This window comes from Dysgonomonas termitidis, from assembly GCF_054657735.1.
On the sequence record NZ_BAAHYD010000003.1, the window covers coordinates 988568 to 1014239 of the forward strand.

General features: G+C 42.5%; 17 protein-coding genes and 1 pseudogene. 2 read left to right on the top strand and 16 right to left on the bottom strand.

What is annotated here, in order from left to right; genetic code table 11:
* The first annotated feature begins 15 nt into the window (after positions 1 to 15).
* Positions 16 to 1230, top strand: a complete 1215-nt coding sequence (locus ACYQ3L_RS25015) for a trans-sulfuration enzyme family protein (protein WP_379996513.1) — start codon at positions 16 to 18, stop codon at positions 1228 to 1230.
* 708 nt (positions 1231 to 1938) lie between these two features.
* Here the strand turns inward: ACYQ3L_RS25015 and ACYQ3L_RS25020 are convergent.
* The 16 genes and pseudogenes from ACYQ3L_RS25020 to ACYQ3L_RS25095 all read right to left on the bottom strand — a co-directional run bounded on the left by ACYQ3L_RS25020 (position 1939) and on the right by ACYQ3L_RS25095 (position 22132).
* Positions 1939 to 2226: a 5-fold beta-flower protein gene (locus tag ACYQ3L_RS25020; RefSeq protein WP_459952494.1), complete on the bottom strand. Its 288-nt coding sequence runs from the start codon at positions 2224 to 2226 to the stop codon at positions 1939 to 1941.
* The gene (locus ACYQ3L_RS25025; RefSeq protein ID WP_379996511.1) at positions 2226 to 3239 is read right to left on the bottom strand and encodes a hypothetical protein; all 1014 of its coding nucleotides are present in this window, start codon (positions 3237 to 3239) and stop codon (positions 2226 to 2228) included. Before ACYQ3L_RS25025 ends, ACYQ3L_RS25020 begins: the two co-directional genes overlap by 1 nt.
* Positions 3240 to 3257: 18 nt before the next feature.
* The gene (locus ACYQ3L_RS25030; protein ID WP_379996509.1) at positions 3258 to 4424 is read right to left on the bottom strand and encodes an MORN repeat-containing protein; all 1167 of its coding nucleotides are present in this window, start codon (positions 4422 to 4424) and stop codon (positions 3258 to 3260) included.
* Between the two features lie 91 nt (positions 4425 to 4515).
* Complete coding sequence (locus tag ACYQ3L_RS25035) at positions 4516 to 4971, bottom strand: hypothetical protein (RefSeq protein ID WP_379996507.1); 456 nt, start codon at positions 4969 to 4971, stop codon at positions 4516 to 4518.
* A 135-nt stretch (positions 4972 to 5106) separates the two neighbouring features.
* Complete coding sequence (locus tag ACYQ3L_RS25040; protein WP_379996505.1) at positions 5107 to 6096, bottom strand: hypothetical protein; 990 nt, start codon at positions 6094 to 6096, stop codon at positions 5107 to 5109.
* A gap of 260 nt (positions 6097 to 6356) precedes the next feature.
* The gene (locus ACYQ3L_RS25045) at positions 6357 to 6992 is read right to left on the bottom strand and encodes an outer membrane beta-barrel protein (RefSeq protein WP_379996503.1); all 636 of its coding nucleotides are present in this window, start codon (positions 6990 to 6992) and stop codon (positions 6357 to 6359) included.
* Between the two features lie 117 nt (positions 6993 to 7109).
* Positions 7110 to 7511, bottom strand: coding sequence for a hypothetical protein (locus ACYQ3L_RS25050; protein WP_379996500.1), 402 nt, complete (start codon positions 7509 to 7511; stop codon positions 7110 to 7112).
* Positions 7512 to 7585: 74 nt separating this feature from the next.
* A complete protein-coding gene (locus tag ACYQ3L_RS25055) occupies positions 7586 to 7996 on the bottom strand; it encodes a hypothetical protein (RefSeq protein ID WP_379996497.1) in 411 nt (136 codons plus the stop codon).
* Between the two features lie 68 nt (positions 7997 to 8064).
* Positions 8065 to 8907 carry a carboxylesterase family protein gene (locus ACYQ3L_RS25060; protein WP_379996495.1) on the bottom strand — a complete coding sequence of 281 codons (843 nt, stop codon included), beginning with the start codon at positions 8905 to 8907 and terminating at the stop codon, positions 8065 to 8067.
* Positions 8904 to 10211, bottom strand: a complete 1308-nt coding sequence (locus tag ACYQ3L_RS25065) for a YncE family protein (protein WP_459952495.1) — start codon at positions 10209 to 10211, stop codon at positions 8904 to 8906. The genes ACYQ3L_RS25060 and ACYQ3L_RS25065 overlap by 4 nt, the downstream gene beginning before the upstream one ends.
* Positions 10212 to 10270: 59 nt before the next feature.
* Positions 10271 to 10984: a hypothetical protein gene (locus ACYQ3L_RS25070; RefSeq protein WP_379996489.1), complete on the bottom strand. Its 714-nt coding sequence runs from the start codon at positions 10982 to 10984 to the stop codon at positions 10271 to 10273.
* A 230-nt stretch (positions 10985 to 11214) separates the two neighbouring features.
* A complete protein-coding gene (locus ACYQ3L_RS25075; RefSeq protein WP_379996487.1) occupies positions 11215 to 11388 on the bottom strand; it encodes a hypothetical protein in 174 nt (57 codons plus the stop codon).
* Positions 11389 to 12442: 1054 nt separating this feature from the next.
* Positions 12443 to 13732 (bottom strand): histidine-type phosphatase, encoded by a 1290-nt coding sequence (locus ACYQ3L_RS25080; RefSeq protein WP_379996485.1) that lies wholly within the window; start codon positions 13730 to 13732, stop codon positions 12443 to 12445.
* Positions 13733 to 13833: 101 nt separating this feature from the next.
* On the bottom strand, positions 13834 to 15243 hold the full coding sequence (locus tag ACYQ3L_RS25085) for a glycoside hydrolase family 28 protein (protein ID WP_379996483.1): 1410 nt from the start codon (positions 15241 to 15243) through the stop codon (positions 13834 to 13836).
* Between the two features lie 35 nt (positions 15244 to 15278).
* Positions 15279 to 17621: a GH92 family glycosyl hydrolase gene (locus ACYQ3L_RS25090; protein WP_379996481.1), complete on the bottom strand. Its 2343-nt coding sequence runs from the start codon at positions 17619 to 17621 to the stop codon at positions 15279 to 15281.
* 335 nt (positions 17622 to 17956) lie between these two features.
* A pseudogene (locus tag ACYQ3L_RS25095) lies at positions 17957 to 22132 on the bottom strand (two-component regulator propeller domain-containing protein).
* Positions 22133 to 22596: 464 nt separating this feature from the next.
* On the opposite strand from ACYQ3L_RS25095, the gene ACYQ3L_RS25100 reads away from it, so the two are divergent.
* A complete protein-coding gene (locus ACYQ3L_RS25100; protein ID WP_379996479.1) occupies positions 22597 to 25668 on the top strand; it encodes a SusC/RagA family TonB-linked outer membrane protein in 3072 nt (1023 codons plus the stop codon).
* Positions 25669 to 25672: the final 4 nt, after the last annotated feature.

Here is a 25672-nt window from a genome sequence, read left to right on the forward strand (position 1 = left end):
ATAAAAGAGAAGAATATGTCTAAAGAATCTGATTTTTTACTGAATGCGGGAGAGCAAACCAAAGCAATTCATGGAGGGGAATTTCCCGATCCTGTGACTAAAGCTTCTTCCCCGAATCTAATAATGTCCACAACTTTTATTACAGATGCCGACGCCGGATTTTCCGTTGAAGGTCTTGACGAAAATGATTCATGGCTTTATTCCCGTTGGGGTAATCCTACCGTTCATCAACTGGAGGAAAAACTGGCTATTTGCGAGGGAGCCGAAACGGCTGTTGCCTTTGCAAGCGGGATGGGTGCTATCGTCGCATTACTTTTCCATTTACTGAAGGCCGGAGACCATGCGATTGTAAGTGATGTAGCCTATGCAGCCCTTGCTGAATTGACGAATGAAATGATTCCCGGGTTAGACATTGAAATCACAAAAGTGAATACCTCCGACCTGAAGTCTCTGAAAGAGGCTGTCAAATCAAATACCCGCCTGATATATATAGAGACTCCCTGCAATCCCCTGCTACGCCTTACAGATATCGCCGCCGTGGCGGAAATTGCACGGGAAGCGGGTGCGAAGTTGGCTGTAGATTCAACATTCGCAACACCTGCTGCTACGAAACCTTTGGCGCTGGGAGCCGATTTTGTGATCCATTCACTTACCAAGTATTTAGGCGGACATGGTGATGCTTTGGGCGGAGTCATTCTGGGTAGTAAAGAAAATCTGGTTCCTTTACGGAAAAAGACAGCCATCCGTTTTGGCGGAGTATTGAGCCCGTTTAACGCATGGCTGATATTAAGAGGCTTAGCTACATTTCCTCTTCGTATGCGGGTTCATCAGGAGAATGCTCTCAAAATTGCAGCATATCTGGAAAAACATCCGAAAGTTAAGCGTGTATTTTATCCGGGTTTGCCATCACATCCTCAGTATGAACTGGCAAAGAGGCAAATGAAAAATTTCTCGGGAATTATTACTTTCCAGATAGATAACGGAAGGTCACAGGCCCGCAAATTTGTGGAGAGACTACAAATAATTCATTATGCAGTCTCGCTCGGTCATCATCGTTCTTTGATCTTTTATCTGGATAGCAATGAATTATTAAAAACTTCGTTTAAATTCTCAACTCCTCAGCAACTGGAATCATGGAATGATTTTGCAGGAGACGGACTTTTTAGATTATCTGTAGGTCTGGAAGATGCCGGGGACTTAATTAGCGATCTGAAAAGGGCGCTTGCCTGAAAAATGTTATCAAGGCGAATCAGATATTAAAAACTTTATCTATGTATATAGCTGATTAGCTGTCAGCTGATAGTTCTTTGAAAGATTGGAATGGCCCCTCCAACCTCCCCAAAGGGAGGCTACACAGAGGGTAAAAAGTAATAGCTAGAAAAAGTGTAACCTTTGTTACCTTAAAAGTTGTCTGAAAAAATTTCAAAAAAATTAAAATGCCGTAATTAAAATTAATAAACATATATACAAATAGTTATATACACATATGCCGAACTAGCATAACTCTATTTTTTTAATCATATCTTCGTTTTCTTGTTACTTTTGTTACCTATCTGTTACTTGAAAATTGAAATAATTGTTACTATATCTATTTTATGTAAAATATGCTGTTACTTTTAATTATTCTATTACTATATATCAAATAATTAAATATATATAAATCAAAAGGTAAAATAGTATTTATTTCCCTTTAATAGACCATGCGTTATTATCATATTTTCTAAAGGTTTCTGGACAAACCTGTACAAAGTAGACAGTGGAAACATTCGGTGGGTACCACAGGTGCGGGAGTATGGAACGTTTGATTTTTTATATAAGAAAGGCTCCTGAAACGGAGCCTTCTTTGTGTTACGGATTGTGAAACCTGATAGATGGGAGGACGGGAGTATGTCAGTCTTTGACGCAACGCACCGAACAATTGTGCGGAAGCATAGGTTATCACAACAGCAACAGCCCTGCCGCACCTGTCTGCACGGTGGATGCGCCGTTGGCAGTGTAGAGTTGCCTGCCGCTGACAGCATAAACAGTGTTACCACTGACACTCCCAATTTGCCGACCATCCATAGCATAGATATTATTGCCACACACAGTGCCAACCTGCCGACCGCTCATCTCATAGACATTGCTACCGCTGACGTAACCGACCTGACTGCCGCTCGTGGTGTAAAAGTTATTACCGCTGATATAGCCGGCTTGACCGCCGTTCATAAAATAAACTGTAATCATTATGATTGATAGTTTTTTATTATTTCTTCCTTTTTCTTCTCGTATTCGGAGCGTAGAGCGGATTTTTTATTTTCAAATTCTTGCAATTTTGGCTTGTTTTTTGAATCCAAAATAGCACAAATGATAACAGCAATGATAAAACCAATGATAAGACCGACTACGCCACCAAGTATCGCGTAACCTACACCTCCCTTAACTATTAGAGCAAGTATAATACCGAGAACTCCACCGGCACATAAAACCCGCCAAGAAGAATCGTCTTCTTCCTTTTTTAATTCTGCTTTTAATTCTGCTATGTCATTGTCAAGCGATTTAAGTTTTGTGTTTAATTCCTTGTCAAGTTCATCTATTATTCTCACTTCTTCTGCACGCCTTTTGCATTTTTCAGCAAGTGTAGCGCAATCTTTATACCCGCTTATAGCACTGAATTTATTTGCCAAAACGAAGTATGTTGAACTATATTTTGCAGACTGCATTTCTTTAACCAACAAATTATAATGCACTTCTTTTGCACGCTCTTTACATTTTTCGGCAAGCGCGGCACAATCTTTATACCCGCTTATGTCGCTGAATTTATTTGCCAAAGCGGTGTATTCCTCTTCGGATTTTGCAGACCAGTTCATTTGTTTGCATAACGAATTATAATACGCTTCAACTTTCTTTTCTGCTGATAGAGAGGGAGTATTACCAAGTTTTTCTTTCAACGAATCGTGTTCTTTTACAAGATTATCGTGTTCTTTTACAAGGTCATCACGGTGGTGTTGCATCTTGTGGATTTCAGGCAATAATTTCTTCATTGCCATATCAGCCATTTCGTATTGCAAAGTTCCATAAGCGGCACCTTTCCTTATCCGAGAATAATTATCATAACTCTCCTGCCAGTCCTTTATTTTTTTTACAAGGTCGTCAATTTCGGACTCTGATTCTTTGATTTCAGAATCTAATGATTCCAACTCTTTACACATATCGTTGTATCCCGCAACGAGTTTGTCCATAAGTTGATTTTCTGACATATTTTTTCTCCTTTCTTTTTATTTATTTACACGTTGTTTACATTTGTCGGCAAGCGTGGCGCAATCTTTGTGCTCGCTTATGTCGCTGAATTTATTTGCCAAAGCGGAGTATTCTTCCGCAGATTTTGCAGCGTTTAGTCTTTCAACTAACCATTCATAATACGCTTCCGCTTTCTTTTCTATCGGTTGAGTGAGAAGATTCTCCAGTAAATCACATTCTCCGTTAAGCACATTATAACGGGAAACATTTTGCTCGTGCTGACTGCGCAAAGTATTCAACTCTTCTACGGAACTTGCCAAATTTTGCTCTGAAAGGTTTCCATAGAAAGAAGCCATATCCTCTTCATCACTGCCATCTTCCGCATTCAATATCTCATTATCGTAAGAAGTAACAACATCCTGCAAATGATTAACGTTTGAGGACTGTGAGTTAAATTCTGCAACTAACTTTTGGTCTTTTGTTGCAAGTTCATTGATTTGTGATTCTAATCCGCTGATTTTCTTTTTATACATATCAATAAACCCCAAAAAGAGCTGCGCATTAGTGCTTAAGGGCAAATCTTCCTGCGGAATATCAAAATTCTCGTCGGAGGCACGTATTATTGTCGGTTTTCCATTATTCATATCCGAACCTGTCCTAATCCACCATTGTCGCTGTGCGCCTTGGGTTATAATGCCCTCGCCTGTCCATCCGGTTTTTGCGCCAATTTGAGCGGCAAAAGCATCACTCTCTATATTAACGGAATAACCGCGCGACTCTCCGTTGCGCCACTCGCCCTCCGTTTCAGACCATCCTTCCAACACCTTTTTCCCCCACCCGTCGGGCTTCATATCAAGGCACTCGCCTTCATAATATGAGCCTTCGGGCATCTTACAGCTACTGTACTCTATTCTGCATTTTCCCCTGCCATAGATAGTACCTTCACACAAACCTACGCCGGGTTGATACACTTTGCCTTCGTCGCCAGACGAGCCGTTTTCAAACACGCTTTCGATATACATACCGTCAGCCCACGAGCGTTTGCACCATCCGTGCGGACGACCGTTAAGGAATGTTCCCTCGAAGGTTTCGCCGTCGTCGAATTTTACAACGCCTTTGCCGACCGGCTTGCCATCAATGATTTCACCTTCGTACTTCCCGCCGTTAGGCAGGGTGAGTTTGCCGTTTGTTATGTTTGAGTTCATAAATTTTCCTACTTTCTTTTGTTCGTATGATTAGTTTCCTGCCGAATGTAGTGTACTCGTTACACTCCGGCAAGAAACTAAACTCTGTGATTTATAAATTTTTCAGTTCTTGTATGTATTTCCTCTTGAGCAAATACCTTATAAGCAGAGTAACAGGTCCTCCAAAGAGAAATATAAAGAATAAAATCCATCTAATGAATTTAGAAAAATCATTCTTCGCGTCATCCCACCACTCCCCATGTTTCCAATAATGTTCCGCAGCACAACCGAGACCAGAACCTAGCCAGATTCCGCTAAAAATATCGGTGCCACCAGAGGAGATATACCCAAAGAAAACAGCTACAATAACGGCAAAAACAATAGCGAAAATAAATAACCGCCTTATACTTTTTACTTGAAATATTATGTATGCTGTTTCAATTAAAACATTATTACCAGGGTCATCCTGATACAGTTTTTTCAATACATCAAGAGCATCATTATAGTTGCCTTTCTTTGCATCAGCAACAGCGCGTTCATAACTTTCTGTATCTTTCGAATAATTCATAATTTATTCTCCTTTCTTTATTTGTTTTTATAATTTGTACCTCTCATTTTCGCTTCGAAGTTCCCGCAGGTTTTAAAATTGCTGCTCGACTTGCATTTGTAGTCGCGTGTACCTGACGTGGGCGTACAACGAAAATCATTCGGCAACAACAGGACGTATAGGCATCGCGATACCAACGTATCCGAAACCTTTTACTACTGCCTTTTTTTTGTAAAATTGGAGAAAGTTTACCATTAATAAATTCTTTTTCTTACTGCTCCAGTAGTCACCAAACGTATTTGCGATGGTATTCTTACCTTTCTGTAAAGCACCTGCAGCAGGCAAGAAAATGATATTTCCTGACGTTTTGTCTGTGAATTTGTACCCATACTGATGATTTTGAATTAGCCATTCACCAGTTACTTTTTCAGTGTCAAGCAAACTTTTCAGTTCGTCTGCTGTTGGAACACGGAAACCGTTTGGGCTGGGATCTTTACCTTCGTCCCATATTTTCGCTGAAGAGCCTCCTGTTGCTACATATCCCCCTTTTCCTGATGGATGAATTGCTTCTTTAATATTCCATTGATAGAACATACCAGGACTCTCAGGAGTTGCCGCAAATGTTCCGGGTTCATCAACATTGCGGGTAGCCCATTTTACACCATTAATCTCAACATATTCATTTGATTGGGCATCTGTCGCTGTTTGCTGTGAAGCGTTTGTTGATTGTAGAGGGTTTGTTTGCTGTTGATTGGGTGCAACAACAGCCTGCTCTTCTTTTTTGAAAAACACATCTTTCTCCCCGTTTGCATAGCAAATTCTAAAAATCTCTGATTTCTTTAATGTGTAAGCTGGTCCGTTCTTATTGCTCCATTTCTTGTACTCAATATCAGTGTCGCCAACTTTTTGCACTGATGCATTAATGTCATCACCGTTTAGCAATGTGATAACATCCGGCTTCGCCACTTGGGACTTCACACTTTGATTTTGAGCCGATACATTTGCCGTTGAAAACAAAAATAACATTGCTGTCAACAACATGAAACACACCCTACTCCTCACGTTTTTCGGATTGACGCGGTTTTTTGAAATGGGTTCTCGCTCCATTGCGCTGTGCGCTACTACTTCTTTGAATTCCTGATACATAAAACTAATTTTAAACAATTTATATTGAGTGAATTGTAATATTTCCGACTTTTGGCAACCACACAAAAAAGGCGAGAGAACTATTATTTAATCAGAGACTCTTAGCAGCCTTTTTCTGTAGATAATAAACAATACCCACGTCCATTATATAACGTGTCCACTGAGGAAGATATATAACAACGACGTGAGCATTTTCTCTTTGCAACTGAAATTGTCAAGATTTCAGACTCTGGTACGTAGTTGTTTTTATTTTTTTTACATCAGAATTTACAGGTAATGCCCGCCGAGATAGCAATAGGAGAATAGCCGTCGCCGAAGAACATTTTCTTCAGTTGGGCGCCGATCGTAACAGTCTCGTTTAGCTTGTAGTCTATGCCCCCGCCCAAATTGATACCAATCTTGGTTCCATCAAGCCACTTTTCTTTAGCACCGTACTCATCCCAGAAATCCTCCATACCCATATCCTCCATGTCTTCCTCCAATATGTCCATATACTTGTCCATCCACTCGTCCAAGTAGTCCCCGGAAATGTTAAGACCCTTCGCTTTACCCTCCACTATTGCTTTCAAATCGGGCTTACCGCCTCCGATTACACCGATGCCTGCCAACGGATAAAGGGTAACTTTCTCACTGACGGGGAACAGATAGTGTCCGTTCACTTCCAGAGTATAGGCACTCTTCACCAGCTCTTCTTTCTTCCCGAAGTAATATGTTCCAGCCACTTCCAGACGAATAGGCTCGGTCACTTGATACTGAAACTTTGCGCCTATACCGAACTTCTTCAAATCACCGGAAAGGGAACTGATGTGTCCGCCTATTTCCTTGTCTCCGACTTCCTGTGCCGAAGCTGCCAGCGCCACGAAAGCGCATACACATAAAAACAAAATCTTTTTCATCTTGATATAAGAATTAAATAATAGGGAAGTCCCGAAAATAAAAGTTATGTTTAGCCGCACCCGTCGGGAGGGACCTCCCGTGAATGTCCCACCGCATGCGGCTATATTTCCGTTGTCCTATTTCTTCGTGAATACGGTGCCGGCCAAAGGTATGCCCATACCCACCTGCACCGTAGTTCTCTCATCAAATGTCAGTTTGTTGCCGCTGACGGTGAAATTAAGCGGTTCGCTGCTTCCCCAATCGAGCAGACCATTCTTGCCGTCATACTCGTAAGTGAAGTCGGCTGGCTGAGTTACATCGGTAATGATGTCATTTGCAGACATCACTACTTTCATCGTAGCGTCCGTTTCGGAAGTGAACTCCAATTGGAGATAAAATAAAGAAGTGCCCGTTTTTACGTAAACATACTGCCAGATGGTTTCAGCAAGGCTACCGCTGTCGTTGTCATCATCTTTCGAGCAAGAGATTGAACTCACGGCAGCCATTGCTATCATCAAAGTACAAAGTGCTTTGCTCAAAAAACTGTGCGCTTTTGCGCGATTGAAATTTAACTTTTGCATATTTCTGAATTTTAATTTAAGTTAGTTATACATTATTGCTTTTTGTAACTATCCCTCGGTCCTCCGTCAGCATCGAAAGTTATCAAATGGGTGTTATCTACCTTGTATTTGCCCATCCACGCTATCATGCCTGACTTATCCGAATATTTAAGTCTTCCTTTTGTTACTGACCATGTGATTGGGTATCCATCAGCACTTCCTTCGCCGTCGCTCCATAGTTGAAGTTGCTGAGGTCCGCGATTATAAGGTTTACGACCATCTTCCATTACAATATTGTAGGCACGTTTCCAGAAACCGACAAGTTTTTCGTCATGGTATTCTTCTATTTCTTTTGTTTCTTGTTGCCTTGCTAAACCCTGTTCGTTGGATTTTTTGCGGGAGTCGCACGAAGCAAAACTCACGATAACCATTGCTATCATTACCGAGCAAAATCTTTTGCTCATAAAACTGTGTGTGTTTGCCCTGCAAACTTGATTTTCCATTTTCCTGATTTTTTGAATTTATTTTGTTTTTAATGTTTTTTTCGCTTCTTTACTGCCTTCTTTACCTCCGGATGCGAGTCGATAACCGTATTTTTTTGCGCCGTTCTGTCAAAATTCCGGTACGCCTCTTTAAGCGCAAGTGCGGCACTAAAGTCACGGCTGACAGTTTTTACCGAGTCGTTTAAGGAATGGGCGAACAGCCATTCGTAGGTTTTTTCCCAGTAAAAAAAACGGGCAAGGCGGGAATGATTTACGCCTTTCAACTGGTCGAAACGCAACAGGGTGGTGTCGCCGCAAGCCTTCATCGCATCTACAACTTTATGCGATTGAGCAACTGTAACCGCGCGGTCTGCCGTGCCGTGAATAATCCACAGGGGAACTTTTGTCAAGCCGCAATAGGAAGACAGCAACGAGCCGCCGCCACACAATGCCATTGCCGCCGCAACTTTTTCGGGATATGTTCCAACGAAATTGATTGTGCCATAGCCGCCTGCGCTCATTCCGACAACATAAACGCGGGCGGTGTCTATCGCGTAACGTGCTGTTGCCCATTCAAGCAAATCCAGGATTTTTGACGGCTGCCACGCGTCTTTCTGTTTTTGCGGCGCGAGTACGAAAGCGTCAATCGGTCTGCCCATTCTGATTGCGTCAACAGTTCCGTAGTGCAAAACCTGCGACAGACTGTTTCCACTCAAACTTTGTCCGTGAAGAAAGATAATGAGCGGTTTTCGGGTTGTTGCAGAATCGCCGTTTGCAGGCTCGTAAAACCAGAAATTGTAACTGCCTTTTACAATGTCGCGGCACGCTGTAAGCGTTTGAGCCCGCGATAAAAAAGGCATAACACAGAATATGGCGATCAAAAGTTTTTTCATACTTTTAATCTGTTATTCTTAATGCTGTATATCATCACGCTGTTGCCGCCGTTGCCGGATTTTCCCTGCGCGGTAACAATCAGCGTTTTGCCGTCTTCGCTAATGTCCATTCCCACCGGATAACTGTCGGCGGCGCATTCGGCAATCACTTTCATATCGGCGGTGCGCACAACTGCAATCTTGCTTTTATTATTTACCGCTGCGAAAACGTATTTTCCGTTAGGACTGACAACAACAGTCCGCGCTCCCTCGCCCACATACACACTTTTCCACGCGGTAAAAAGTTTGCCTGTATTTTTGGCGGCGTGTGTCAGAAAATCGTCAAGCGAGGCTTGCTGAACAAAGCCCGTTTTGTTGATGCTGCAATAAATATAGCCGTGTTTGATAACCAGATGCCGCAGATTCTGTTTCATACCCGCCAACGTGCCAATATATTTTTGTTTGACAGCATCAATTACCGCAATACCGTTTCCACCCATTTTTCCAATCAAAACAAAGTTGTTGTCGGGCGAAAAAACCGTTCCGCGCAGGCAATGCCCGCAATTATTGTCGCGGTCTATTTTCACGGCATCGTTTTCGTCAAATTTAAAGAACAAACGGCGGTCAATGGTAATGTTTTTCAGATACTTCCACGCTTTGGGGTCGCGTGACGAAACGTCTATCAGCGCCATTGTATTGTCGCCCCAGTGCGTTACGGCAATGGTGCGGCTGTCGGGAGAGCAGGCAATCATTTTTGGCAGCGGCGCGGTGGGCATCACGCGCACAATGGTATCGGCATCGGTGTCGATAACGCACAACGCCGAAGGGTCGATAGCATTCTGGTCGTAACTGCGGCGGTAGTAAGTAACCCACAGGTATTTGCCGTTGTGCGAAAAGCAACTTTCCACGGGCTTGCCCGCGAACACGTTCAGGCTGCTTTTTCGTGTTTTAAATTTGTAATCGAAGTAGGCGGTTTCGCTGAAAAGGTGCTGATTCCTGCGGTCAAACATATGGTTGACAACGGCAAGCGGCTTAAAATCGGACAGGCGGTAAACGGAAGTCTGGCAGCCTTCGAGCGAATGTACATAAAACTTGTCTTTCGTGTCAAGGATATTGACCGACTTCGGCGAATTGACAGTCACATCGTAGCGGTCGGCAGGCGATTTTGTCTTCTGCTGACGCTGCTGGAAGCGTTGCACAAGCGTTAAACTCACTTCCGAATTCGCGGGCGTGGAAGTTGTGCCTATCGCGGTCAGTCTGCTTTGAGTGTTTTTCTCGCTTGCTTTTGCTTGTCCGCTGCCTGCAATCAACAAAATTGCGAGCAAAACAGGAATAAAAACCGGAATGTTTCTCATTTAAAGTATTGTGTTTAATGAATTAAAACTTACTCTTTCTTGAACTTAAAAGATTTTTTACTTGTCGCGCCATCGGCAGACCATTCTTGGGTAACATAAAACACATATCCCGAATTTATGTCTTTCACCCTATGGACGATTGCCGACTCGGATTCTGAGACTAATTCCGGCTTTGTCAATGACAGGACGGTGTTCTCGTAATCTTCGATAAAATGTTTCGTGCGTTTTGTATAAGACAGGTCGCCCAAGCAATCCATCAGTTCCTCGCTGATGCCATAAGTATCCTGAAAATACTTTTTATAGTTATCTATTTGCGAAACAAAATAAACAGGACTTCCACCAATATGAAAGATTTTACCATCTCCCACCGTAGACCATCCCCCTGTTGCGAAATATAAGAGTCCATTTTTGAAGTAATAATGATTGTCTTTGCCAATGAAAGTCAAAGTTTTGCCATACTTTTCAGAAATCGCTAATGGATTATCGTAAGGCTCAATAACTACCAAATTCCCTTTTGCTATTTCTTCATCGAAAATTTCGATTGCTCTTTTTGCCAAGCCGTAAGGGTCGGTCGTGTGAGCAAAAGATTGTGGCAAGCCATAATCGTATGTATACTTCTCTATGGCGACTGCCGCCCTGAAATTGTCCTCAAACTCCTGTACGTTTAACTTTTTGCGGGAATCGCACGAGGCAAAACTCGCAATAGCAGTTGCTATCATCAAAAAGCAAAACGCTTTGCTCATAAATCGGTATACTTTGGAGCCAACTGCGTTTTTTGGAATAGTCTCCCGCCCTATTGCGCTGCAAGTTGTTGCACTTGCTGATGTTTTGATAATTGATTTGAACATAATAATATAGTTAAATTATAAATTTCAATATTCCTGCCGTTGCTGTCATATCATTTTGCTTTCAGAAATATTATAATATTAGTTTTTGTCTATAAAATAATATTATATCTTTGTAATCTGCCTATTTAAGAACCATGAGAAGGACTTTTCAAATCCGGTTTTCTACCGGTTATTTCCATGTTTCCCTCCATTAAAAAGTTAATTCCTACTCCTGCGTTTTTCGGCCTGACGCGGTTTTTTGATATAGTCTCCCGCCACACTGTGCTGTGCGCTACTGTTCCTTTGAATTTCTGATTCATAAACTGATTTTTAAATAGTTGACAGTAAGTTAGTTAAAGGTATTCTTGGCTTTTGGTAACCACACAAAAAAGGCGTGGGAACTATCATTTATTACCGAATTGAGGCTCTCGACTGCCCGCTACTTAGTAATAAACAATAGCCCACGCCCATTGTGATATAGCGCACCCCCTTGTATGAGGGAGTAGTATATAACAAAGACGTGAGCGTTCTTGTTTATCATCCCAAGTAGCTGAAATTGTCGAGATTCCAATTCGGGATAATATCTTAAACGCTTCTGTTATCAATATGTCCTTCCGGCAAAACACTGACGCATCAGCCAGCCGGAATTGATGCAAAAATAAGTAAAAAGATTAAATAACAGCAAGATTGGTAAAAAAAATGATAGAAGCAGGGAGATACCGGCAGGGAGATAATACGAAATAATTACTGCGCCCCTATACCATAGGCTATAATTTTTTAGTTTCTATTATTATCTTTTTGGTTGGCTGCAATTTATGCGCAGTTTTTGGCTGTGTATGTGTTTACTGTCGTTTTAATTATCCATATGATGTTTATCTTACTACTGAGTGCGGAGGCAATTTAAGTATGTTTATACCTTAAACTTTTATACGGTAGATGAGCACAATATCTATGAGCAAAAAATAGTCAGGATAAACCACAGCGAGTCGCCGTATAGATTTTATGATGAGTATATAGTTTCGATTATGTTTTTTTAATTTATAAATTCTATAAAATATAGTTTATTATAGATAATATACATGGTATATAATTATTTCAATTATCTTTTTTTATCTCTCGACTATTGCCTGTATAATGATGTTACAGAAAGGAAAAGAAAGGTAGTTTGTAATATCGGAAAAGAAATGTATCTTTACATACTTAATCTTTCCAAGCGAATGTTGTTTTCTGTATTTTTGTTACCCAGTTGTTACTCACTGAATTTAAAAAATAGGCTTATGTGCTCATTATTAATTGACTACAAGAACCATTTACCTTTGTTACCTTTTAGCGGATTAAAAGCTAATTAAGATGGATAACCTCACACCCGTTGCTCTAGTAGTCCGTATCTTCAGAGAGCGGACTATGGGTAGCCGGATGTATTTCGGTTTCGTCCTGTTTTAATTGCTCTTTAAAGAATGCCTTAACTGTCTCCCACGGATAGTAGGGGCCGGTATGGCTCTCTAAAGGTAAATTTACTTCATTTTCATTTAAAAGAAGTTTTACCAGTATCTCATTCTTCTTATTACGGAAGAAGATAAGTTGCAGATTAGCTCCCATAGGAGAAACCCGGTAATCCTGCCAGGCCAGATGGAATTTCTCCATATCGGTTTCCTGATTACTGCATCCTTCTACCTGCATCAGTGTAAGCAGGCGGATGAGGTGCGTATCATGTCCGAAACGAAGATCGGCCGCAGGAGTTCCTTCTTTTATAGCGGTTTCCGCACTTTCCACTATATTGCGTAGTAAAGGTATGGCGCAACGGGGCATCAAACCACCATTAAGCGGAGCACCGGCATTGCAGACATACATGCGGGCATTTACTGTTTTCCAAATCCCGGCTAATTCTTCATACCGGAAGATGTCATAGAAAGTAACATCTATGTCTACATTCTGCATATCGGCTGCAATCCAGTAGATTCCACGCATAAGGGCATCCTGATTTGTTATTGCATCGGGATTTACAAACAGTGAAGCCATCAGGCGTTCCGGACGAACATTTTTCTTCTCAAAATCGCGGAAGTCACGTCTCCATGGGGCTTTTCCAGAAGAAAACTTTTCTCCTTCCGGTGAGGTGTAGGCGATATAATCCATATATCGCTGGTAAGCTCTCCGGTCTACGTGCAATGCAGGGTTCAGTTCTTTCAGATGTTCTGTGAAATAACTCATACTCATGGCACAGCGCAGCGAGGTGGACGAACGGGCGTCAATAAATGCATCTCCACGGAATACCTGAGGGAAATTATGGTACATTCGTCCGGCTATTTCATGTTGCTGGCGTTCGCCCAGAGGGGTGATATTGCCGCTCTTGCCCCGGGCGTCTTCCCATACTTGTTGCAGGCGTTTACGGACATCTATGCCGAGCGGAGTCAATTCGGAACGCTGATAAAGCGAGTCAAAAACGTGCAGGACTTCTATATAACGTTCGTCCGCTGTCATCCAGCGGGAACCATGACGGCCATAATGACTGATGTAGAAAGGTTCGTATCCTTCCGGTGCAGGAGTGTAGACCTCGGGAGGAGCAGGATAAGCGTAATAAATACTTCCGGTTTGTTCCGGCGTCGGTTGAGAGTAGACCGAAAGTCCGCTTAGTAAAAGTATAGTGAATATAATATATTGTCTCATAAGCCTTATCTTAAGGTCGCAGACCTGTTTATTACTTTGGTAAGTGAAAATGCAAGAGTAAGTTATAATTCGATAGCGTACCATTGAATACTGTTTCCTACTTAATTGGTGATTTTTAAATTGCGGACATTCTTTTGCCAGATGCCTTCAGCCGCATGATCCGGGCGAATGTCACCCCACGTAATATTGCAGTCATCAAGTCTGATATCAGATGCCGTATCTATGTAGAAACTGTAAGTCTTATCACGGATGAAGCCTTCACCGTCGCACGGACGCTTGTCGTAGATGCCGCCTTCGTATGCAGTACGTTTCTGTAATAGCAGGTCTACATCCTTGAAATAGATATGATTGACTTTGTCGGGAGTATCCCCGCCTATAAAAATACCGTTCTCACTGGTACATTTGATATTCGAGAAACAGATACGGCTTACTTCTCCGCATCGGCCTTCGGTAGCTCCTTTCGGGAAACGCCAGCCGGCATCTTTGTGATTGCCTATGGCACGCGGGTAAGATGTGATGTAAATCGGTTCGGCTTTTCCCCACCATACATCGGAGAAGAACATGCAGTCCACGATCATATTTGAGAATATCACATTGGTGACGGTTCCTTCGTCGCGGTTCTGGATGCCTATGCCACGGTTGCTGTTCTTGATAATGCAGTTATTGAACAACACATTATTGATCTTATCCATATTCTCCGACCCTATCTTGATGGCGCACGAACGGGAGACCATGGTGCAGTTTGTTACAACAATGTCCTCGCAGGAGCCGTATTCTTCGAACTCCCGCCGGTTTTTCAGGCATATGCAATCATCACCGGACTCGATATGGCAGTTGGCAATGCGTACGTTTTTGGAATGGTCTATATCAATGCCGTCACCGTTGCGTATTTTCAGGTCATTCAGTATCGTGATGCCGTCGATGGAAGCATCGTTGCAGCCGATAAGGTGAACAGTCCAATAGGCACTGTTGCGGATGGTAATATCTCTTATCACGGTTCTCTCCACATTGATGAGAGTCAATACATGTGGGCGGGGATCAAAGTCGGTCACGGGCTTCAATTCATAAGAGTCTTCCAACTCTTTTCCCATAAATGCGACGCCGTTCCCGTCGATCGTGCCGCTTCCGGTAATGGAGACCTCTTTCAGATCTTTCCCGTGTATCCACATCATGCCTTCGCCCCGGTTGTCGCGGAAAGCGCTTTGTGTATATACCGTCTCGTCAGAATTGGCGAGCAGGCGGGAATTGGATTCCAGCCGGAGTTCGACATATGAAGCCAGCTCAAAAGGACTGCACATAAAAGTATGTCCTGCGGGGATAAGTACTGTGCCGCCACCCGATTGGGAACATGCATTAATCGCTGCCTGTATTGCTGCGGCATCATCGGTCTTTCCGTCCCCCTTAGCACCATAATCTATAATGTTATAGGTGCTCTCGCCTGTCTTCTGGCTATTACAGGCACCTAACAGGGAGATGGCGCATAAGGTAAACAAAAGTGCTTTAATTTTCATAAATATAGCTTTTCTGATTAATTACTTGTCTATGGTTAGTCTTTTGCAGCCTCCATCATATCAGGCGGACAATCCTTCGGTTTGGTTCCCCATTCCCGGTTCGGCTCGTTCCCCATAACAAATTCAATAGCTCCGCCATTCATTATATCCTGATGGGTAATGTAATTACGTGTATAAGGTTTTCCGTTCAGCGTTGCCGATTGTATGTAGATGTTCTCTTCGGATGTATCCGGAGCCTTTACAGTAAAGGTCTTTCCATTTTCCAGATGCAGGGTAAGACTGGGGAATGAAGGGCTGGCAAGCATATAATATGGCGTACCGGGGCAGACAGGATAAAATCCCATAGCTGCGAACATGTACCATGCCGACATCTGTCCGGCATCATCATTACCCGAAAGTCCGCCCGGTGTATTCATATATTCCGTTGCCATAATGTGGCGTACGGCACGTTGGGTCTTCCACGGTTCTCCTGCATAGTTAAACATAAAGGCAATCTGATGGCATGGCTCGTTACCGTGCCAATAGCGCTGTTCGCTGAACATGGAATCCAACTTCGCTATATAGTTTGTTTTACCACCCATACACTCCATCAGTCCGTATGGGTCGTGAGGAGCATACCATGTATAGTGACAAGGGGCTCCTTCGGTAATGAACCGGGCAAAGTCGAAAGCATTGTATTCATTCAGGAAAGTGCCGTTGGCATGACGTCCCTGAGCGTATCCGGTGCGGGGATCAATGACGTTCCGGTAATTAGCCGCACGTGATATCAATTCCTGGTAATCTTTCGTTTTGCCCAGAGATTTAGCCATCTGTGCGAGGACAAAATCGTCATAGGCATATTCTAAAGTCCTTGAAGCCTGCTCATTGGTGTGAAAAGCATCCGGCACGGCATCTTCAAGGGGAATGTAACCATATTTGAGATAAGATGTCAGTGCACGGCGTCCCATGCCGTTTCTATATTCATCCGGATCGGAAGGAGTCTCAAAAGCATTCTTTCTCATCCCTTCATATGCCTTTTCAATATCGAAATTGCGGATACCTTTGCTATAAGCGTCGCCGATAGCGGCAATAGAATGGTCGCCTATCATAGCGGCAGTATAGCTGTTCCAGCAGGGAAAGATAGGTAGCCAGCCACCTTGTTCGTATTTATGTACAAGCGATTGCATCATATTTCCGCCTTTGGTAGGAAAGAGGATGTTAATCAGAGGATGTAGTGCACGGTATGTGTCCCACATGCTGTAATCCTCATAGTACGTTTCCCCCCCGGGTAACTGACGTATCGGAAGGCCTTTGGCAAAAGACGGATAACGTCCGTCCACATCGTTAAATGTGCGTGGGAGGAAAGAGGCCCGGTAGAAGGCGCCGTAAAACTGCTCTTTATCCACAAGGTTTTCGGTTTCCACCTGTATTGTGGAAAGATGTTGCTCCCATATCCGGTTTAGCTCTGTCCTTGTCAGGTCAAAGTTCCAATGAGGAATTTCAGCCTCCAGATTACGGATGGCACCTTCCCGGCTGACAAAAGATGAAGCGGCCTTTATCAGGACTTCTTCTCCTTCTTCCACATCAAATTCCGCGTATATGCCTATCTGCTTAGCATTTCCTATTTGTCTGGTATGCGAAAACAAGGAGTCGCCCTTGTATGTCCCATAGCTTGTTATTTTCTTCTTGAACCGGATAATAAAGTGGCCACTGTATCCGGCAGGTTCTCCCCAGCCCTGATAAATGCGGTGAACAGGATTATACCCATAAATCAGGTTGTTGAGCGTATCGATGGAGATGTATCCCTGACCTTCATCGCTGTTAGGATTGACTATCAAATATCCTTTCCCTGCTTTCTTATAAGTAAAACGGTAAATAGCCGAACGGGAACGGGCTGTCATCTCGGTATAAATATTCTCATCGGGTAGGAGAGCGGCATAATAAGACGGGGTCGCTTTCTCTGTCTGGTGGGAAAAACGGGTTGTCCGGGATTCGGGTTGACAGCGCAGAGTCCCGTAAAGAGGCATAAGCGTCATTGAACCATAATCCTGAGTACAGCCGCCTACAATCCAGTGAGAGTTACGGAACCCTTGCAATAATGTGTCTGCATAATAATAAGGAGCTATACATTTCTGTTCTGTATCGCGTGTTTGAGGAGTCCAGAAATTCATGCCATTCGGTTCGAGTACCGCAGGGAGTGTCTGTCCGTATTCCTCCGTATTCTTTCCGAATTTACCCGCTGTATGAGTTGTGCTCGCAGCAGTGCCGACACGGGTATCGATGTATTTTATCCGCGAATCTTCGATAGTATCGCGGTAGCCGCCGAAGCACGACATTATAGACTGTAGCAATATAATAGCAAGCAGTGCGAAACAATATGTGTAAATGGTTTGTCTCATTTGTATCTTATTAATATCCTATTCCGGAAATGACTGGTGAAGTAATTGCTTGTCAAAATTTTTGAATCAGCAATAATTCTGTTTATTGACTGACCGGAAGCAGGAAAAATGAGAAAACAGAACTTGGGCTTCATCTTCATAGTATCCATTATTTAGGGTGATATGCAAAAATAGCGGCTTATCCTCTATGAAAAGAGGAAAATAAGAAAGATTGGGAAGAAAATAGTAAAGTGGAGAATTTACACTTTTCGTTTTAGTCGGTTCAAACTTTATTCATACTCCTATTTAACACAAATAAGAGGTGCATACAGATATGGCGAATAGTAAAAAAACACTTATCTCTTATTAAGTTTAGAACTTGGTAAATATCCGAAAAACTCCTTGAAGCATTTAGTGAAATACTTGGGATCATTGAAGCCTACGGAATAAGCTATTTCGGAGACATTTATATCTCCCGGTCCTTCCTGTAGCATTCTTTGTGCTACATTCAGCCGGTAATTCTTCATAAACTGTCCGATGGGTTGACCTGTCAGATCCTGCATTTTATTGTTTACCAATGTCTTGCTATATCCCATATCACGGACAAAACGTTCCAGATTATATTCCGGCTCTGCATAATTTTCTTTCATCAGATTGACGGCGTTTGCAATGAATGCCTTGTCCCTGGATTCTTCCTGTATGTGCAGTTCCTATACGTTGCTGCTTGCCGAGAACATCATTTTGTACTTATTTCTCAAATTTAAAATGTTACGGATGCGGAGCCGGAGCACTTCCTCGTCAAAAGGCTTACAGAGGTATTCATCTACACCAATTTCAAAACTTCTTTTCTCCTGAAGTTCTGAGTGAACAGCAGTAAGGATGAGAATAGGGATATGCGAGGTCGCCAGATTTTCTTTAATATGGCGTGATAGTTCCATTCCATCCATTACAGGCATCATAAGATCACAGACAATCAGATCAATCGTATGCTTCTGTACAATTTGCAGGGCTTCTTTCCCATCTTCGGCTTCAAACAGACGATAATCACCCTCAAGTAGCATACGGATATACAAACGCATATCCTTATTGTCTTCTACTATAAGAACCGTTTCTTTCTTTGTTCCATCAGCCGGTTGTAATATATTCCGCAGGCGATTGTCTTCCTTAATTTTCATGTCTTCTCCGGCAGTCAGTTCTACATCTCCGGCAGGAATTAATGGCATCAATATGCGGAATGAGGCTCCCTTGTCAGGATTATTACGTGCCCATATTTCTCCGCCATGCAGTTCTACTATTTTCCAGCAAAGGAAAAGCCCGATGCCTGTGCCGCTTTGTCCATAAACAGGGTATTTCAATACTTTTTTGGATTGATAAAAGCGGTCAAATATTTTTTCCATGTCTTCTGTCACAATGCCATGTCCTGTATCGCGTACATTTATATAAAGAGCTTTTTCCCTGTCGTGTCTTTTGACTGATGCCATAAATATGCTGATATGCCCATTGTCCGGTGTAAATTTAATGGCATTCGAAATCAGATTTACCATCACCTTACGCATATATGCTGCATCGATGATCAGGAAAGGATTATCCAGGCGGAAATAGGTCTGTATATCTATATGTCTTTCTTTAGCAAAGACCCTGAAAGGCAGAAGCAATTCGGACAGGAAGTCTACAACGTTCTCCGGACGCCTATCCAATACGACCTTGTCCATTTCCAGTTTTCGGAAGTCCATCAGTTCATTAACCAGCGAGAGCAAATAGCGGGAGTTTCGTTCGGCAATCTGCAATTGCATTTTTACAGTTTCGTTCTTCGTTTCTTTCAGGGCATGTTCGATAGGGCCATGGATAAGCGTGACGGGTGTACGGAACTCGTGGGTAATATTGGTGAAGAAGGATATTTTTTCTTCCGTTATTTCCTTTATGTGTTGTGCCATGGCTTCCAGCTGTTTGTTCTGGACTGCCAGTTCCTGTGTGCGTTGCTTGACTTTACTCTCCAGTCGTACTTTCTGTTCACGGTAAGTACGGATTTTTCTCTTATACAATAAATAGATGAACAGACAGGTTATCCCAATAAGTAGCAGATAGAACCAGCCGGACTTATAGAAATAAGGAGTGATATCAACTTCTATTTCAGTGATCTTATCCGACCAGCGTCCCAATTCATCCGTTGCACGCACCTGCAATGTATAGTTTCCGGAAGGTACGGACGTATATCGTGCCAGATGCTCTCCGGGCTGTGTTTCGTTCCATTCTTCTTCATATCCTTTCAGCCGGTATGCGAATCGGATACGGCTACTGTTCCCATAATCCTGTGTAGTAAAGCCGATGGAGAAGCGATTGTCTTTTTCATGTAGAAAGATTTTAGAAGCAAATGTTATGTTCTTCTCAAGGTAATTACCGCCGGATGGATAAATAGTGTTTCCTCCGATTGCCAGAGATGACAATTTTACTTGTGAATCTGTATGTAATAAAGTTTCACTCTCCGGATGGATGATGACCAGGCCGTCTGTAGTAGCCAGATATATAAAATCATGTATTGCTGAATAATGAATGCCATTCCAATAGAACTGAGTGGCAGGTAATCCGTCGGCTTGCGTGTAATTACTGAATGTCATCGACTGGATTTTCAACCGTGAAATTCCATCATTGGTTGCCAGCCATAAATTTCCCTGTCCGTCTTCTGCCATACCAATGATCGTATTGTTGGGCAGCCCGTGCCTTGTCGTATAATTCTTGAAGATGAAATGATTGTTCTTGTCATTTGTCAATTGATACAATCCGCTTCCATTGCCTCCCAGCCAGATTGTGCCGTTTTTGTCTTCCATTATACTGTTTATCTTTTCCAGTTGTGTCGACTCCGGGCTGTCCAGCTTATACTTCAGGTATTTATAATCGAATCGTTTATTGGATTTGGCAAAAGATGGCAGGTCGACGATAAAGACCCCTTGGGTTGTTCCTATCCACAAACGTTTCTTCCGGTCGATTAAAAGTGCGTGTATAGCCTCAAATTCGTTATCGGACTGATCGAATAATATTCTTGTGAAAGTGTTTTTTCGTTTATCGTAAAAATGTACTCCACGGGTGGACCCAAACCAGATCCCATGATTAATTTTATCTTCACAGGCACTATTAATGAAATCGCCTTCCAATTCAGGTATGATCTCACGGGTATAGCGTTTGAAGGTACGATTATTTCGGATATTCAGGTCCAGACCATTTATTCCGACCCCCCAGGTATATGCCCATAGATAGTTGTCAGAGTCTATCAGGATTCCATTGATCGTATTATTGCTGATGGAGGTGATATCATTAGGTGAAAAAAGATAGTGGGTGCATGCCTTATTTTCCTTACTCCATTTCATCAACCCACGTTCCACCATCCCGATCCAGAGATTACCCTCCTTATCTTCATCCACTGCATTTACAGGAGTAGGAGTATCCATATTGACAGAAGATGTTCCGCATGACCATAACTCGGTATGCAGACGTTTCGGAGAAAGCACATTGACTCCTCCTGTTTCGGTGCCCAGCCAGATTATCTTCCCATCCGTTAGCAGGCAGTTAATCGCATTACAGTTGACCGTAGCGCCGTTTTGTTCACTGGTCTGACGGATGAATGAGAAAGTATCCGTATCTCTGTGATAGACATTCAGCCCGTTAAGAGTAGATACAATAAGATGTTCTTTGTCGGTCAGTTTGATGTCCGTTATATATGCCTGACTCAACATGCCTGAGCGATGAGTAGAGTAACGGTATCTTTTCAGGCTGTGTTCCGTATGATTATACTTGAATACTCCCCGGTTCGAACCTATCCACAGATATTCGCCATCAGCCTGCATGCATGAAATGCGCCAGTCTTCACTAAAAGAGGTCAGACTATCGGATAGGATCTTCGCCTTCAGGAGGTTATCGGGTTGTTTCTCGATGCGGCAGACCTGGTTATCAATCCCTGCACAGATGGCCCAGCCTATATCAAGGATCGCGTGAACAGGCGAAGCGGAAGCGTTCTTCAGGCAATAATAGGTTTTGATATTTCCTTTCTCATCCAATTCTATACACCATAGGTCTTTGTTACCGGAAAACCATAAATTGCCTCGTTTGTCTTTGTATACCGTACTGACATATTCATTTATTAACCGTTGTAACGGGCTGTCCGGGGGTAGATTAAGTTCGAAGGAAGAATAAGTATTGAGGTCAATAATATCAATTCCTCCTTCGGAAGCAATCCAGAGCCGTTTATAATTGTCTTCACATATTTTGTGTACAAAGTCGTTCTTCAAATGTATAGGTGCAGTTTGCATGTCGTAATTCAGAAATTCATAACCATCATACCTTCCTATCCCATGATGTGTAGCAACCCAGATATATCCTTCCGAATCCTTGAAAATATCACTCACGAAGCTATAAGGCAATCCTTTGCTTTCTGTAATGAATTTGAAGTTGTATTGGTCGAAAAAGCGGTCTGTGTTCTGAGAAAAAAGCACCACTACTTGTATCAGCCAAAAGGTGGCCAGTGAGATATGTCGTTTCATGATAATTCCCGTCTTTAGTATCCGTTAGGTGCGATTAGTGCCCGAAAAGGTACGACTTTATTTTTAATATCGGGAACCTCTCCGGATATTCAAAATGTTAACTTCACTATTTTCCTCTTCTTTTGCATCATTTTCCCCCTGCGTCTTCTTTTGTTGACTTAAATTTGCCGTAATTAAAATCTGGAATACTATGGAAGCAAAGACATTTTCGTTTCTCCCTCCGATTGACACTTATTATGGAGGACAGTAAGATTGCTGTATCCCTTTTACACTGCTTTATATAAAGAGTAATGTAAAATCTGTTTGTCTTTTTCTTCAATAAATAGCTGATCAAATAACCGTGATTCGTATTGTAACTTTTGAGAAGATACCTGTAAGCAGGTAAATTATATTTCTACAATTGGTACAGTACTTATAAATACATAGGAAAATAAGAACTGAATTTCTAACTAAAACTTTATTTTATGCTGAATGTGCAAATAAAAAGAAAAAGAACATTTACACGAGGAATGCTCTTTGTTGTGCTCTTGCTAAGTAGTACCTTGGCATTTGCCCAGAACAAGGTGACCGGTATAGTGACCGATAAGACAGGTGAACCGCTGGCAGGCGCCAATGTACTAGTGGCAGGTACTACAATCGGTTATATTACTGACGTAGACGGTAAATATACAATAGAAGCGGAAAGAGGGCAAACCCTCATATTTTCCTTCATTGGCTTTACCAAACAAGAAGTAAAAGTCAGCCAGAATGTGATCAACATTACTTTGGAAGAAGACGCCAAAACTCTCGATGAAGTGGTGGTGGTTGGTTATGGTGTTATGACGCGTAAAGATGTGACCAGTTCCATCACTACGGTAAGCGCTGACAAGCTGAATGTAGGTGTTTATTCAGATCCTTCCCAGTTGTTGCAAGGTAAAGTTCCCGGGCTGACGATTACCCAAAGCAGTAACCCGAATGCTACTCCTTCTATCACATTACGTGGCGCTTCCACCTTACGTACAGGGGCAGCGATGGAACCTTACTATGTAATTGATGGTATCCCTGGAATGTCTTTATCTCTGATCTCGCCGGACGATATTGAAAGTATAGACGTTCTTCGTGATGCTACGGCAACCGCGATCTATGGCTCGAAAGCGGCTAATGGTGTTATTATAGTGACTACCAAGAAAGGTAAGGCCGGACATACAAATATCAGTTACAGTGCATATGTAGCAGTGGATAATGTGATGAAGAATTATGATGTGATGAATGCCGCGCAACTTCGCAGTTATGCACAATCGGGAGGTATCGAGCTGGTTAACGATTTAGGCGCCGATACCAAATGGCAGGATGAAGTACAACGCACAGGTGTCAGCCACAACCATAATGTCTCTATCAGTGGAGGTACGGAACAGACTTCTTACAATACCAGTATCAATTATATGGAACGTCAGGGGGTGATTAAAGGTACAGATATGGATCGCCTGATTGGGCGTGCGTTTATTCAGTCCAAAGGCTTGAAGGACCGTCTGACCCTGTCATTCAATGTCAATGCCAGTGTAACGAACAATCACACCGTCCCGATGGATACTCAGGGAAAGAGCGTATTGGATGCCATGTATTATTATTCTCCGTTGGTGCCCGTTCGCAATGATAACGGCAGTTGGTACGAAAATAGCGGTATCTCTCAGAACTATAATCCGGTGGCTTTGATCAATGAAAATATCTATGACACGGAAAGCAAACGTATTCAGGGAAACGGTAAGGCTTCGTTGAAACTCATAGATGGCTTGGTCTATAATTTAAGTCTGGCCTATCAGAACGAACAAAATATCTATAGTAATTATAACTCTACCAAGTCATTGATTGCTAACGGTATGGAGGGTAAGGCCGAACGCTCTTCCGTAACCAATAAAAAGAAAGTTTTTGAAACATACCTGAACTACGACAAAACATTCAAAGATGTTCATAAATTTGGTTTAATGGGCGGTTACTCTTGGGAAGAATCCAATGATAACGATGGTTTCCAATTGACAACTTATAATTATTATAACGATGATTTGACTTACCACAATATGGGTATGGCAAATAAGATAGATAAGAATGGTCTTGGAGGCTGGGCGCTTTCTACTCTGCGCATGATTTCATTCTACGGCCGTGTCAATTACTCTTACGCCAGCAAATATTTATTCCAGGCAACTGTTCGTCGTGACGGCTCATCTGCTTTCGGTAATAACAACCGATGGGCGACTTTTCCTTCCGTTTCTTTGGCATGGCGTCTTTCAGAAGAAGGATTCATCAGGAACCTGAATATATTTGACGATTTAAAATTGCGTATGGGTTATGGTGTAAGTGGTAATTCATTAGGTTTTGATGTATTTACTGCTACCCAGATTTACGGTGCGACAGGCTGGTACGACCATTTGACCTCGACGGGTGAATCAGAGCAGATCCATATACTTGGTGCTACCCGCAATGCTAATCCGGACTTGAAATGGGAACGTACAGGCATGTTCAATGTAGGTTTAGACTTTGGTTTCTTCAATAACCGTCTGGGTGGTACTATCGAGTACTATGATAAGCGTACAAAAGATCTTATTGCCGATTATGCAGTTTCCACGACCAAGTACCAATATAACTGGCTGACTACTAACGTTGGTGAAATCAGTAATAAAGGTATTGAGTTAACGATCAATGCAATGCCCGTGAAAACAAATGACTTTAGCTGGGAAACGTCATTGAATCTTTCCCACAATAAAAATAAGGTCGTTAAATTATCCAATAGCATGTATTCTGTCGACTATTTCGACAAAGCGAATGTTGATGCCGGAGGTTTTGCGACTGCAACCAACCAACGTGTGATGGAAGGCTTTCCTATCGGCCAGTTCTACCTTTGGAAATGGGCGGGAGTTAAAGATGGAGTTTCAAATTTTTATGTATATAGTGAAAGCAGCCTGACTGAAATCTATAAAGATCAGGGAGGTTTTGAAGGTAAAGTAACGAAACAGGAGGACGGACGCTATATCGATAATGAAACCGGAGAGTATGTGACTACCAGCAAGCCTTTATACGATGACCGTGCTAAAGCAGGTTCGGCACAACCGAAACTGAATGCAGGATGGAGCAATACGTTCACTTATAAAAACTGGACAATGACCGCATTCTTTCAGGGTGTATTCGGTAACAAAATACTGAATGCTTCGCGCGCTTACCTGAGCAATATCGGTAACGTGACGGCCGGGAAAAATGTATTGGCTTCTATCGCAGATGAGAATCCGGTAACTGATAACAACTCTCATGCTCCATCTGATCGCTATTTGGAAAATGGTAGCTATGTACGCCTGTCATCCCTTACCCTGGGATATAACTTTGGCCGTATGAATGATTATATCAAAGGACTTCGCGTTTATGCCACCTGCAACAATGTATTTACTATTACAGGTTACAAAGGTCTTGATCCGGAGGTGAATCTGGGTGGTATAGAACCGGGTATCGACAATCGTCAGACTTACCCGCGTACGCGTACCTTTATGTTCGGAGTTAATGTCAATTTCTAAAATA